The sequence below is a fragment of the Catenovulum agarivorans YM01 genome (genome assembly GCF_000281085.1).
Lineage (GTDB): Bacteria > Pseudomonadota > Gammaproteobacteria > Enterobacterales > Alteromonadaceae > Catenovulum > Catenovulum agarivorans.
In genome coordinates, this window is sequence record NZ_JH767533.1 from 112,410 (window position 1) to 125,189 (window position 12,780).

At 39.3% G+C, this 12,780-nt stretch carries 14 protein-coding genes; 7 read left to right on the top strand and 7 right to left on the bottom strand.

Going from position 1 to position 12,780, the window contains the following annotated elements; all coding sequences use genetic code 11:
- Together WSC_RS23120 and WSC_RS24345 are read right to left on the bottom strand one after the other, a co-directional pair.
- The coding region (locus WSC_RS23120) for a discoidin domain-containing protein (protein ID WP_169315483.1) at positions 1-473 on the bottom strand (473 nt) is incomplete at its 3' end.
- Positions 474-752: 279 nt separating this feature from the next.
- Positions 753-1,616, bottom strand: coding sequence for a substrate-binding periplasmic protein (locus tag WSC_RS24345; protein ID WP_016956991.1), 864 nt, complete (start codon positions 1,614-1,616; stop codon positions 753-755).
- A 115-nt stretch (positions 1,617-1,731) separates the two neighbouring features.
- On the opposite strand from WSC_RS24345, the gene WSC_RS0116180 reads away from it, so the two are divergent.
- A complete protein-coding gene (locus WSC_RS0116180) occupies positions 1,732-2,154 on the top strand; it encodes a hypothetical protein (RefSeq protein WP_016956992.1) in 423 nt (140 codons plus the stop codon).
- Positions 2,155-2,240: 86 nt separating this feature from the next.
- Positions 2,241-3,983, top strand: coding sequence for a protein-disulfide reductase DsbD (gene dsbD, locus WSC_RS0116185; RefSeq protein ID WP_016956993.1), 1,743 nt, complete (start codon positions 2,241-2,243; stop codon positions 3,981-3,983).
- A gap of 8 nt (positions 3,984-3,991) precedes the next feature.
- Here the strand turns inward: dsbD and WSC_RS0116190 are convergent, their stop codons facing one another.
- Together WSC_RS0116190 and WSC_RS23130 are read right to left on the bottom strand one after the other, a co-directional pair.
- Positions 3,992-4,501, bottom strand: a complete 510-nt coding sequence (locus WSC_RS0116190) for a DUF3087 domain-containing protein (protein ID WP_016956994.1) — start codon at positions 4,499-4,501, stop codon at positions 3,992-3,994.
- Positions 4,502-4,576: 75 nt separating this feature from the next.
- On the bottom strand, positions 4,577-5,350 hold the full coding sequence (locus WSC_RS23130) for a peptidylprolyl isomerase (RefSeq protein ID WP_016956995.1): 774 nt from the start codon (positions 5,348-5,350) through the stop codon (positions 4,577-4,579).
- A gap of 205 nt (positions 5,351-5,555) precedes the next feature.
- Here WSC_RS23130 and ubiE point away from each other — a divergent pair, with 205 nt between their 5' ends.
- The 4 genes from ubiE to WSC_RS23135 all read left to right on the top strand — a co-directional run bounded on the left by ubiE (position 5,556) and on the right by WSC_RS23135 (position 9,529).
- Complete coding sequence (gene ubiE / locus WSC_RS0116200) at positions 5,556-6,320, top strand: bifunctional demethylmenaquinone methyltransferase/2-methoxy-6-polyprenyl-1,4-benzoquinol methylase UbiE (RefSeq protein ID WP_016956996.1); 765 nt, start codon at positions 5,556-5,558, stop codon at positions 6,318-6,320.
- On the top strand, positions 6,320-6,955 hold the full coding sequence (locus WSC_RS0116205; RefSeq protein ID WP_016956997.1) for a ubiquinone biosynthesis accessory factor UbiJ: 636 nt from the start codon (positions 6,320-6,322) through the stop codon (positions 6,953-6,955). Before ubiE ends, WSC_RS0116205 begins: the two co-directional genes overlap by 1 nt.
- Positions 6,952-8,580, top strand: a complete 1,629-nt coding sequence (gene ubiB / locus WSC_RS0116210; protein WP_016956998.1) for a ubiquinone biosynthesis regulatory protein kinase UbiB — start codon at positions 6,952-6,954, stop codon at positions 8,578-8,580. The genes WSC_RS0116205 and ubiB overlap by 4 nt, the downstream gene beginning before the upstream one ends.
- Positions 8,581-8,692: 112 nt before the next feature.
- Positions 8,693-9,529 (top strand): type 2 periplasmic-binding domain-containing protein, encoded by an 837-nt coding sequence (locus tag WSC_RS23135; protein WP_016956999.1) that lies wholly within the window; start codon positions 8,693-8,695, stop codon positions 9,527-9,529.
- On the opposite strand, the gene WSC_RS0116220 is transcribed toward WSC_RS23135, so the two are convergent.
- Positions 9,512-10,099 (bottom strand): YjaG family protein, encoded by a 588-nt coding sequence (locus tag WSC_RS0116220; protein ID WP_016957000.1) that lies wholly within the window; start codon positions 10,097-10,099, stop codon positions 9,512-9,514. The genes WSC_RS23135 and WSC_RS0116220 overlap by 18 nt on opposite strands.
- A 153-nt stretch (positions 10,100-10,252) precedes the next feature.
- On the opposite strand from WSC_RS0116220, the gene WSC_RS0116225 reads away from it, so the two are divergent.
- Complete coding sequence (locus WSC_RS0116225; RefSeq protein WP_016957001.1) at positions 10,253-10,561, top strand: c-type cytochrome; 309 nt, start codon at positions 10,253-10,255, stop codon at positions 10,559-10,561.
- A 33-nt stretch (positions 10,562-10,594) separates the two neighbouring features.
- Here the strand turns inward: WSC_RS0116225 and WSC_RS0116230 are convergent, their stop codons facing one another.
- The gene (locus WSC_RS0116230) at positions 10,595-12,208 is read right to left on the bottom strand and encodes a coiled-coil domain-containing protein (RefSeq protein ID WP_016957002.1); all 1,614 of its coding nucleotides are present in this window, start codon (positions 12,206-12,208) and stop codon (positions 10,595-10,597) included.
- Positions 12,209-12,312: 104 nt separating this feature from the next.
- Positions 12,313-12,780, bottom strand: coding sequence for a DUF2489 domain-containing protein (locus tag WSC_RS0116235; RefSeq protein WP_016957003.1), 468 nt, complete (start codon positions 12,778-12,780; stop codon positions 12,313-12,315).

Below are 12,780 nucleotides of genomic sequence, written 5' to 3' on the forward strand. Positions count from 1 at the left end.
CCGCCTGTGCCATACAATTCAACTTCTTTAATATTGGTCCAAGTTGAACCTGCACTGTTTTCAAAGGTTTTTATGCGGATTTGGCGAGCATCTATATCATCAATATCGTAAACTTCAATGCTTGAAGTGGTGCCTGAGCTAACACTGTCATACACTTTAGTCCAAGAGCCACTGGTTGCTGCGCGTGCCCAAATTTCGAATGTATGAGTTTGATCACCACCATTACCCCAAGAAACACCTACTTCAGTAACAGTTTGCACTGAATCTAAATTAAATTGTAAGTTTACTGGTGAACCAGATGCCGCCCAGCGTGATGCCCAAGCTAAGCTGCCATCAATTACGTTTGATGCCGGATAACTTGCATGGCCTTCACCCCAATCTTCTGCGCTATCAATGTTTAAAGTATTTGCATGTGAGTATGTTGTTGCGGTTAATGCGAGAGCTGCCCAACTAAGGGTTTTGATTATTTTCATGTGTGTGTACCGAAAGTTTTTGTTTGCTAATTTGGAACTCTAATTATTTTTAGGTTCCACCAACAAATTCCATATTGATAGATTGGTATTACAATTTGATTTACCAATATGTAAGTCAAAAATTAACAGGTATAAAACAATTGATCAACTTTTTAGTGGTTTTATAGTAAATTTTGTTGCGAATTATGATTTTTAGCTGAGGTTAATGATATTGAGAATATACTGTTGCAGTTGTTAGGCAGCCGTAGGGTTTGTCGAGACTATTCTTTGTCTGACAATTTATTGTTGCTGGCAAGGGATGATTTGCCAATCTTTGACTTTATCTAAATAAAATCCAACAGCGTGATAAGCTTGTTGAATAGTTCCTGCGTTATTTAACTTAGTTAAGCCAATATTGAGTGCTTCGGCCAACTCAGTTCCTTGTGGATGTTTTTTGGAGACTAAAAAATGCAGCGATTCATCAAACACAACTTTTACATTCTTAATGGGTTTAAGTTTTACCCCGTGGTGATCTTGCGCTAAGTCAGCTTGAGTAGAAAAAGTCGTTAGTAAATAATCGGCGCGGCCTGCTGCTATCATACGAAACATTTGTGGAAACGAGGGCGCTGAAATTGTTGGACTGCCAATACATTGATGCGCACTTAAATCATTTACCCAAGTTCTGTTGGTAACACCCACTAGCTGTCGAATGTTAGATAAGTCACTAATAGCTTGCAGTTGTTTATTGTCAGCCAATACATATAACCCCTTCTCAAACTGACCTGTGGCAACAAGCGCCTGCGATTGGTAACTGTATGTTTTGTTATGTTGATGCGACCAAAAAGTTAAACCTGCAGAAACAATATTTCCTTTGTTTATTTCTAAGTTTAGTCTGTGCTGAATAGGGTAGGGTTTTACTTTAATAATTGGACGATAACCAGCTGCGACTAATGCTTGGCAAAATAATAAACTTTCCATCGCAACTTGATTGTTATTTTGGTAGTAATCTTGGTTATCTTCACATGGGCTTTTAAATATTTTTTGCACAGCCGCAAGATGTTCACCATAATGCCCTAGGGTTAGGTGAATGCTATTTAACGCTGGTTGTGCTTTGGCGGCTTTTTCTACCGCGTTGGCATGGCCTCCAAGCACAAGTAGTAACAAAAGGGATCGCAGCAACAAAACAAATACTTATATTTGGTCAACTAATTATTAGTTAAGCATGTGCGATAAATGCAGTAAACTCAAGTAATAGCTAAATCAAATAAAGGACGCTGAAATGTCGGAAACTAATAATACGCAAATCGATTTAAACCAACTGGCACAACCGCTGATAGATAAATTACCTGACGAGCTTAACTGGCAGCAAGATAATAGATTTAACGCTTTGATGGCAGAAGTACCTAAACCTTTATTTGAGATTATTTTGCCTTGGTTAGAAGCTGAATTTCAGCATAAATGGGACAGAGATAATATTAAAAAAGCACCGGATTTAGTTAAGCTGGGTGCGGGCGTTTTTGCCAAAATGGAAAAAGATCAGTTTTTATTTAGCGGTTTAGATATCGACCAAAAGCTTATGTTGGCTTGGTGGCCTTGGGGGCCTGGAGCGCCTGCCAGTTTACGCATTTTTGTTGCGCAAGATCCTGCTGGTATTAAAGCGCCAGGTGTTTTGAGCAAACTCAAATCTTTGATTTTTGGTTAATTGAAATTATTTGGTTGTTTGTTGGGTCTTAGTCTTCAAACCTTTAGTTTACACATTAACAAATTAAAGCCAGTGGGAGTTTATCTGTGCGTTGTTTTCAAATTGTCTGTTTGTGGTTATTGTTTTCTACATCTGCTTGGGCGTTTAATTTTTCTGACTTGCAGCAAGATGACGAATTTTTACCAGTTGAGCAAGCTTTCCAATTTGATTTTAATCAGCAAGGAAACCAACTTTCGTTAACTTGGCAAATCCACGAAGGCTACTACTTATATAAAGATAAAACTCGAGCAAAAGCAGACAAACAAGAACTAAGCATAAGCTTTGTTCAACAAGGCAAAGAGAAACACGACGAGTATTTTGGTTTAGTGACTGTTTTTCGTGACCAGCTGCAAGCAAAACTTGATCTATCCGGTGTGCAAACCGATACCCTGTTGGTGACTTACCAAGGCTGTGCTGATGCTGGTTTATGTTATCCACCGGTATTAAAAGAAATCCCCTTGTTGGCGGTTGCCAGCGCTAGCGACAGTAGCGGGTCAGCGCAAGGCTCTGTGCAAGCAACACAAACACCTTCAACAAATTCTGCAAACAATTCATCTGGGCTGTTGGGTTATTTTGACCAAAGCAGTGTGTGGTTAACCTTATTAAGCTTTTTTGTTTTAGGTTTAGGTTTATCACTCACACCTTGTGTGCTGCCTATGGTACCTATTTTAAGTTCGATTATTAGCAGCCAAAAATCTACCCATGTAAAAAGCAGTTTAGTTTTATCCTTGTTTTATGTGCTGGGCATGGCAACTTTTTATACCTTGAGTGGTGTATTAGTTGGCTTTTTTGGCGCGCAATTTAATGTACAGCTTTATTTGCAGGCGCCTTGGTTAGCCATATCTTTTGCGATTATTTTTGTATTACTCGCTTTGTCTATGTTTGGTTTGTACGAGTTGCAGTTACCAGCATCTTGGCAAAGTAAATTGCAGCAAACAGGGCAAAATAAAAAAGGTTTAATTGCGACTTATATTGCTGGTGGTGTATCGGCTTTGGCGCTATCACCTTGTGTGTCTGCACCACTTGCTAGTGCGTTAGTATATATCTCGACCACTGGCGATGCGGTTTTAGGTGGCGGTGCTTTATTGGTGATGAGTTTGGGTATGGGTTTACCCTTGTTATTGGTCGGTGCTGGTTTAGGTGGTTGGTTGCCACAAACGGGTGGTTGGATGATCCGCGTTAAACAATTGTTTGGTGTGATCATGCTCGGCATGGCAATCTGGGTGGTGGAGCGTTTATTGCCATCTATTGTCAGTGCAGCTTTATATGCTTTATTGCTGGTGTGGGCGGCTGTGCATTTAGGTTTATTGCAAACAGACAATACAGCAAAAGCTAAAAACACACAGTTTTTCGCTTGGGTATTGTTATTGGCTGGTGTCTTCTACTTTTATCACAATTATCAACAAACCTATGCGGTTAGCTCGGGTGCTGCACCGGCACAACATGCATCTGTATTTAAACGAGTGCAGTCGGTTGCCGAGCTGGAAACTTTATTGGTTAACTCAAACGGTAAAAAATCTATCGTCGATTTATACGCAGATTGGTGTGTTAGTTGTTTAGTGATAGAAGATGAAGTATTCGCTAAATTAAACCCAGCAGATTACCCAGACTATCAATTTTTACAACTAGACCTAACAGAAATGACCCAAGCAAAACAAAGCTTTTTAAGCCAACATAATCTATTTGGTCCACCTGCTTTATTGGCTTTTGCCGCAGGAGAAAGCCAAACTGCTGAATTTGTTTATCAAGCTGAGTTTAATTTAGAGCAGTTTGAAGGCTGGTTTAGGTAGTTTGTGTTTCAATATTCAACCAACTCTTCCTTATCAAATGACTCTTTTTTTAACTCTACGCGTTTGTTGCGCGCTTGTGCTTCTAATTCAGTTTGCCATTTAGATAATTCTTCCATAGTGATTGTATTGTCATCTAACAACCATAAGCGGCGACAGCCTTGATAATAAAAATACATAATTTGCATGGCTTTAACGTCACCAGCCTCAACAGCCTTGTTCAGTTTAGTACGTTTGCGGGTAATATAGTTAAGTTGCTTTTTTAACCGCCATACGTAATAAACTTCATGCATATAAGGGTGTGATTTGTATTTGTTGAGTGTTATGCCAACCACAATACAGCCAACTATCACACCGAATAAATTCCAATGAAAATGGCTGCCGTCGGCGTCTGGAAAAAGCTGAATTAACAATTGGGCTATGCCTAAACTGAGCGCTGTAAGTGCAATAATGCAGCTGATAATTACGCGGTTAAGGTGTTGGCGGTAGGTGTCTTTATTTATGTTTTCAAAGGTGAACATGCGGCAAATCAAACTAAATTAACTTGCCGCCTAGTATACAGTTTTCGGCCCATTAGGCTGAATTTATTTGACCTATTATTTACGTCTAAATAAACTTATTGCTGCTGCAAACAATAACCAAGCATAACTGAATGCGCCACCGCTTGAACCTGAAGCTGAGTTACCGTCTGTCGGCTGCTCAGTTTGCTCATAAGTTGTTAGTGGGCGGGTTAATTTTATTGCTGTGTTAGTTTCCGTATTAACGATAGTAATTTGTTCTATATAGATTAGATTATCAACGGTTATTGGTGTTTCAGCCGCTTCGTCTGCTTCTGTATAGTCTTTGACTGGCGTCTGAGCAAAAGTACTGTTTAAGTAATAATTTGGTTGGGCGGCGATTGCATCTATGATTTCCATGCCTGTGCCTGTTACTTGACCAAAAACGGTAAAACCACCATTTTGTGCGTCTAAGTTCCCACTATTGTCTGCTAAATTAATAAACCATTGGCTGGTTGCTGAATTAGCATCACCACCGAGTTTTGCCATAGCTATGGTGCCACGGACATTTGAATAAACAGGTTCATTTTCTACTGCAGGATCTGTTTCCACTGCAGCCAATAAATTATCCTCACCCAAGTAATAACCGCCGGTTTGCATTACAAAACCTTTAACCAGTCTATGTATCGCGGTTTGTTCGTACGCACCACTGTTTACATAAGATAAAAAGTTTTCGACCGTTTTCGGTGTTGTATCGTCGTAGAGGTTTATTTCAAAATCACCCAAATTGGTTTCTACTAACACCACAGTTGCATGGGCACCTTGCCATAAACTAGCCCATGCAATTAGGGCGATTACACTTAGTTTGCGCATATTACTTCTCAAAATATCCAATCATTTAAAGGGTAAAGTTACACTTTTATTTAACAAATGTCTTGTAGGGGTAACAATTGACAACAAATTAATCAGGTTAAATCGCCTTTGATTTAGCGCAGTTTTTACCAAAACTAAATTCACCTTAAGCGACAAAATCAGGTACACTAACGGCAAATTTTGCGAGCTAATTCAATATAGATTTATGACAGATAAAATGGATAAATCAGACAACCAAACGCATTTTGGTTTTCAGACAGTCGACAAAGACGAGAAAGTACACAAAGTAGCCGAAGTTTTTCACTCAGTTGCGGCTAAATACGACATTATGAACGACTTAATGTCAGGTGGTGTGCACAGGTTATGGAAGCGTCATACCATAGCTTGCAGTGGTGTTCGTACTGGCAACAAAGTATTAGATTTAGCCGGTGGCACAGGCGATCTAACCGCTAAGTTTTCTCGTATTGTTGGTGAAACTGGCCAAGTTATTTTGTCGGATATTAATGAGTCTATGCTCAATGTTGGTCGCGATAAATTACGTGATATGGGCATAGTCGGCAATGTTGAATATGTGCAAGCAAATGCCGAATGTTTGCCGTTTGCGGATAATCAATTTGATGTGGTGACTATCGCTTTTGGTTTGCGTAATGTAACAGATAAAGACGCCGCGCTTGCTTCTATCTTCCGCGTATTAAAGCCGGGTGGCCGTTTGTTGGTGTTAGAGTTTTCTAAACCAGTGAATGAAACTTTCAGTAAAATTTACGATTGGTACTCATTTAATATTTTGCCAAGCATGGGGCAGATGATCACCAATGATGCTGAAAGTTACCGTTATTTGGCTGAATCTATTCGTATGCATCCAGACCAAGAAACGTTAAAAGGCATGATGGAGCAGGTTGGTTTTGAAGAGGTCACTTACCAAAACTTAACCGGCGGTATTGTTGCACTGCACAAAGGATATAAATTTTAATGCCAACTGCGAGTTTAATCAGTGGTTTAGTTGAACATAGTATCAACTATTGGTTACGCCAAACTGGCGTACAACAAAATGTGCCTAAACCATTATTAGGCAAACAATTTGTGATTAAAATTACTGATTTAAAACTCGAGTTGCAAATGCATGTGCAACAAGGCGCAGACGATTACCAAGGTTTAGTTAGTGTTTGGTCGCCAGCAAATGACCAAGCTGATTGCACTATCAGCTGCACCCTGTCTGGTTTATATCAACTACAGCAACCCGCACAAATTACTAAGCTGATTAAACAAGGTGAGTTGGATATAGAAGGTGATGTGCAGCTTGCACAAACCTATGCTGACTGGCTGAAATCAAGTTTAGTCCATTGGCAAGACGTGCTAGCAAGTGTGACATCAGGGCCGGTTGCGCACAAAATTTCAGAAGCTGGTCAACAAACCTTTGAACTTGCGCAAAAGCAGCTTGCTAACCAGCAACGCGCTTTAGTTAATATTGTTTGGGATGAAAAAAAACTTGCGCCACATCCAATTGAAGTGGCTGATTTTACCGAACAAGTTAAACAACTTAGACAAGATACCGACCGCTTTGAAGCGCGTTTACAACAATTAATCCAAAAGGTGGAACAACTGTGAGTTTATGGCGTTTTTATATCATCCTAAAAACTTTATTAACTTATGGTTTAGACGATTTAATTCCACAGCGTTTTCAGCGTTGGTATTTTAAATTAGCTCGCCTCAGTGCTTTTTGGTTGTACAACCGCCATGCGGACAAACCAGTTGAAGTTCGCTTGCGTTTAGCGCTGCAATCGCTAGGACCTGTATTTGTTAAATTTGGCCAAATGTTATCTACTCGGCGAGATTTATTGCCAGCCGAGTTTGCCAACGAGCTTAAATTACTCCAAGACCAAGTTAGTCCATTTGATGGTGAACAAGCGAAAAAACTAATAGAACAAGCTTGGAAAATTGATTCTCTCGATGACTATTTAGCCCATTTTGAAATAGAGCCTTTGGCTTCTGCTTCTATTGCACAAGTACATGCGGCGCAGTTACATGAAGATAGCCCGTTTGCGCATTCAGACATAGTCATTAAGGTGATACGTCCTGGTATTGCCGAAACCATGCGAGCAGACGTAGAGCTAATGAAAACTATGGCAAGTGTATTAGCGAAAATTCTACCAGACGGTCGCCGTTTACGCCCTGTTGAAGTGGTAAAAGAATACGAAAAAACCTTGTTCGACGAGCTTGATCTAATGCGTGAAGCGGCCAACAGTATTCAACTTAAACGCAACTTTGCTGACTCGAAACAACTGTATATTCCTGCTGTGTATTCTGATTTATGCCGCAATAATGTCATGGTAATGGAGCGCATTTATGGCATTCCGGTAGGGGATGTTGAAGCATTAAGAGCGCAAGGCACCAATATGCAGTTATTGGCCGAGCGTGGTGTTGAGATATTTTTTACCCAAGTATTTCGTGATAGTTTTTTCCATGCCGACATGCACCCAGGCAATATTTTTGTGTCGAAAGAACACCCAGAAGACCCTATGTACATAGGCATAGACTGCGGAATTGTTGGTACGCTAAATAAAGATGATAAACGCTATTTGGCCGATAACTTTATTGCGTTTTTTAACCGTGATTATCGCAAAGTAGCAGAGCTGCACGTTGATTCAGGTTGGGTGCCGCGTGACACCAATGTAGAAGATTTTGAATTTGCTATTCGCACTGTGTGTGAGCCTATTTTCGAAAAACCATTGGCGGAAATCTCTTTTGGTAATGTGTTGTTAAATTTGTTTAATACCGCGCGTCGATTCCAAATGGAAGTGCAGCCGCAATTGGTCTTGTTGCAAAAAACTTTACTTTATATCGAAGGTTTAGGCCGCCAGTTATATCCACAGCTGGATTTGTGGAAAACCGCTAAACCTTTCTTAGAAAATTGGGTAAAACAACAAGTTGGTTTTGGCGCCATTATCAATTCGGTCAAAGAAAATGCGCCATACTGGGGTGAGAAATTACCTGAGTTACCTGATTTAGTTTACGATGCACTGCATAGTCACAGAGAACTGCAACACCAACAGAGCTTATTAATTGAGGCTCTGCAAGAGCGTAACCATAAACCAAGCGTATTGCCGCAAATTGGCCATGTAGCCGCTATTTCTGCTGTGTTGGTTTATTGTTTTAAAGATGAGTTATGGTTGTCAGCTAGCCTGCTAATTGTAGCTTTAATTAGTTGGTTAACCAGCGTCAAGCGCCAATAATCACCTTTGCAACTTAGCAGATCCTAGCCTACATTTGTAATTGTTCGTTCTTAACTTTTACAGTGTCATGCGACCTTATTTTCTCTGTTATCTATTACTATTTAGTTTATCTTTGACTAACTTGGCTTATGCGCAAGATATGCGTTATGTCAAAGTGCGTAAACCAACCGCAGACGCCCAATTTGCTGAACGTTTTTTGGTTGATGCTGTCACTTTGTTTATTGCCAAATTACCCGAGCAACAAAAGCTTTTTCAAATTGAGCAAGTAGAAATCACTGATAAGCAATTGATGAACTTTGAAAGTTATCTTGAGCGTGGCTTTTTTGATGTTAACTATTTTGGCACCAGTGAAAGGCTAGAGCAGTCTTTTTTACCCATACGTATTCCTTTGTTTGCTGGTCTATTGGGACATAGAGTTTCAATTGTAAAAGAAAAAAACTTAACTTTATTGCGCAATGCTGATATTAAACAGCTTAAAGCGCTACCTTTGTGCCAAGGTAGCATTTGGGCTGATTCTGATATTTTAGAACATAACGGTTTTTCAGTATTAAGAGTGAGCCATTATGAGTTTATTTTAAAGATGCTTGATGCTGATCGTTGCGTGTATTTCCCCCGCGGTATATTTGAAGGGGAGTTTGAACTATCAGTCCTAAAAGAAAGGTTTGCCGATTTTACTTTGGTTGATGATCCTATTATTTATTATCCCTTCCCAGCCTATTTGTTTGTGCGTAAAGACGATGTTGAACTGGCGCAGGCGTTACAGCTCGGTTTTGAACGCGCGCTAGCGGATGGCAGCTATCGAACTTTATTAGAACAGCACCCGCTTACACATAAGTTATTTCCATTAAAAAAATGGCAAAACAAAAGATTTATCTATCTAGATAATCCAAATTTGCCGGAAAAAACACCCTTGGATAATCCCGCCTATTGGTTAAAACTCAATCCCTAAGTTGGTCATACCGTCTTGCAGTGCAAAACTTTTAAGCTGCTGGCAGCGGTTCTTATCCAATTGATCACTTTGTTCAATTTGGTCTAAAAACTCGTTTTGTGTTTCTATTTCCCACTGCATATGTGGATGAGCAATTGCTTCTTTACTGTTTTCTACTTCGGCACTGGTTATCAGCATGCGTTCGATTGTGCCTTGCGACAATACCGACGGTAGAGTGACTTCTTTGTTTTTAAATTCATTGTTTTTATCTAACAAAGATAAATTAGCAATCAGTGCCATGCCTGCATCTATTGCCGCGTATAAACCTAAACTTTCAGATTCCGCTTCCGCTGGGATTTGTTCTTCAACTTTTTGTTGTTGTAACTGCACATCGACTTTAAATCCTTTGCTGTATAAACTTTGCCATATTAGATCACTAACAGTTTGTAATGCAGAATAATCACCTTGTTCAGATAATTCAGTGTATAACTGAAAGTTAGGTAACATACGCTCAATTAACATTTGGTTGAATGCAATTTGTTGTTTGGGTTTAAGTGCGCGGATACGGGCAAAAGTAGAAGGTTTTTGCATAGATTGTAGAATTATTCCAAGTAGGTGACCTAAAGTGCTTTTAGATGCGTTAATACTTATTGTATAAAACAAAAAGTTTGAGCTAAAACAAAGTATCAGTCAAACAATTAGCGGTATAAATTGTATTGAGCATATTTTTACGGAGACATATAAATGAAAAAATTAATCTTAGCCGTGCTACCACTGGTAACTGTCGCTTTTAATGTATCAGCTGGTGATATTGAAGCTGGCAAAGCAAAAGCGGCTATGTGTGCTGCTTGTCATGGTGCTGAAGGCAAAGCTATGATCCCAACCTATCCTAACTTAGCTGGGCAAAATGCGCCTTATTTAGAGTCATCATTGCGTGCATACAAAAGTGGTGAACGCAAAGGTGGGCAAGCGGCGATTATGGCTGGTATGGCTGCTGCGCTAAACGACCAAGACATTGCTAATTTAGCTGCGTATTACGCATCGTTAAAATAGCTCTCTTAGTTAAACGAAACTGAGCCAGTTGGATTAACTGGCTTCAGTGTCTGATAATTTCAGTAATTGTTGCTGCGCATATTCAAACTTAAGCCTATATTCAGTTAATTGCTCTTGGCTGTCATGCTGCAGTTGCTGATAGCTATCGGTTAACTGATGCAACTCGTCTCTGAGGCTTTTGATAATATCACGTGCGTGCATATCATCTTTTTGATATTTCTGTTGCTGTAGCTGAATTTTAGCCTGTAATGCGGTAATTTCTTGTTGTTTGTTGTCTCGCTCAAACGCTAACTCTTGGTATTTTTTCTTGGTTTGGTTGAGTTCTTTGTCTGCTTGGCTGAGCATACCTTTGATGTTTTGATAGTCTTGCTCTGCTTGTCGCAATTGCTGTTGCTGTTGCTGTTGTTGGTTATCCTGAGCTTGTTTAAGCTCATCTATTTTGTCTTCTAATTGACGGTTACGTTTTTGTAAATCAGTCAATTGGTAAACTAGCTCTTCGTTTTTTCTATTATGATTTTGTTCTACTTGCTCTAGTTGGCTACGAAATTGGCTGTGTAACTGCTTGTTTTGCTCTTCACTTTCCAATAATAAAGCTGTTTTGATATTTAGCTCTTGAGATATCTCGTCTAAGTTAGCTTGGGTTTCGGCGAGTTTTTGTTGAGCCTGCTGATGCTGTTTATCTTGCTGTTGAATTGCATCATTGTATTGTTGTTGTAGCGTTTCGTGTTGTTCTGTTAGCTGGATATGCGCTGATTTTTGTTGTTTGATTTCATCTTGTAATTTTTGTAACTGGTGATGATGTTGTTTATTTGCCTCGACTAAAGCTTTATCTGCAACTATGTTTTTGTCTTTTTCTTCGTTTAATAGTTGTTCAAAAGTGTTTTTGTCATTGGTGAGATCAGTAATCTGTTGAGTCAATTGTTGGCGTACTTTAGTTAAGGTTTCACTGAGCTGGCGGTTTTCCTGTTCCGCCTGGCGTGTTTGCTGATATTGCTCATTAAGCAACTGGCTTTTTTGTTTAATTTGATTAACCAGTTCATCTTCGGTTTGCTTAAATTGTCTTTGAATACCTTGGTGACTTGTTTGTTGTTCGCTATGCGATTCGGCTAGCTGGACTTTTAACTCATCTGTTTGATTAATTTGCTCACCTAATTTTCGCCACAGGGTGCGGTTTTCTTCTTCTTTTTGATCAAGTAAATGGCGGCTTTGTTCTGCTTGGTTAAACAATAAATCGTAACTTTGTTCTTTTTGCGTTAAAGCTTGTTTGTATTCATTTACTTGCTGTTTAAGCTCTCTAAGCTGTTGGGTTAGCTCAGCTTGTTGTGCGAAGGATTCACTTTTATATTCGTTTAATGCGAGGTTGAGTGATTCCAAACGTGTTTCTGCATGCCTTTGCGCAAGTAAGGTGTGTTGTTCAACTTGTTGAATAATGTCGCTAAAGGCTATTTGTAGACTTTCTGCGAGTTTACTATTTAATTGGCTTTGTTGTGTTTGCGCTGGCTGGGCGATAAAGTCTTGCCAAATTTGAATACATTCAGACAGTTTATCTGGGGTCGTTAGTTGAGCGAAAGAAGCTCGCTCAACTAGTTTGCCTTCCATGCGTAATTTGATCCCTAATTCTATTACCTGGTGTGCTAGAGTTGTCATCAATTATCTTCCCTTGTGCTGTGAATACCCAAGATATAATCTGCAAGTATTGTGTATAGTCTAGTCCGTTTTAGCTATTCTGGCACTGTTAAATGATGAGGATATTAGCTATTTAGATTAAAGCCTTTTAACTCAATTGCTTCGGCCAAAACCAATTCTTTATATTCAGCTTCGGCTTGTAATCGCTGAAAGTCTTGACGCATACGCTCTTTTTTCTCGAGCTTTTTCCGTTCTTCTAATATGGCAAAATGTTTGATTTTGTCATTAAGCGCATGAATTGCAGGATACTTTTTTGGGTAATTAATTTGTTGGGCATTTGATAAGTGATCAAATAAAACTGCTAATCTTAAAGCGCCTTCACTAATTTCACATTGCTCAGATTCCATTGCATGGCTAATGGTTTGAATGCTTTCAATTAGTCGATTATCTCTGTCGGTTTTAATTTTTTGCTTTTGTTGTTCAGCTTGCTGCTGTTGCTGTTTTACTTGCATTAACAACTTGCCAGCGTAAAAACTTAAACCAGCTAAAATTAACAAGGCGAGGGTGATTAAAATTATTGTTACTACAGACAT

Excerpts from the sequence above, each read along its gene's own strand:
- WSC_RS0116180 (WP_016956992.1), top strand. The coding sequence starts at position 1,732 with ATGTCGGAAACTAATAATACGCAAATCGATTTAAACCAACTGGCACAA.
- WSC_RS0116190 (WP_016956994.1), bottom strand. The coding sequence starts at position 4,501 with ATGTTCACCTTTGAAAACATAAATAAAGACACCTACCGCCAACACCTT.
- WSC_RS23130 (WP_016956995.1), bottom strand. The coding sequence starts at position 5,350 with ATGCGCAAACTAAGTGTAATCGCCCTAATTGCATGGGCTAGTTTATGG.
- ubiE (WP_016956996.1), top strand. The coding sequence starts at position 5,556 with ATGACAGATAAAATGGATAAATCAGACAACCAAACGCATTTTGGTTTT.
- WSC_RS0116205 (WP_016956997.1), top strand. The coding sequence starts at position 6,320 with ATGCCAACTGCGAGTTTAATCAGTGGTTTAGTTGAACATAGTATCAAC.
- WSC_RS0116220 (WP_016957000.1), bottom strand. The coding sequence starts at position 10,099 with ATGCAAAAACCTTCTACTTTTGCCCGTATCCGCGCACTTAAACCCAAA.
- WSC_RS0116225 (WP_016957001.1), top strand. The coding sequence starts at position 10,253 with ATGAAAAAATTAATCTTAGCCGTGCTACCACTGGTAACTGTCGCTTTT.
- WSC_RS0116230 (WP_016957002.1), bottom strand. The coding sequence starts at position 12,208 with ATGACAACTCTAGCACACCAGGTAATAGAATTAGGGATCAAATTACGC.
- WSC_RS0116235 (WP_016957003.1), bottom strand. The coding sequence starts at position 12,780 with ATGTCTGTAGTAACAATAATTTTAATCACCCTCGCCTTGTTAATTTTA.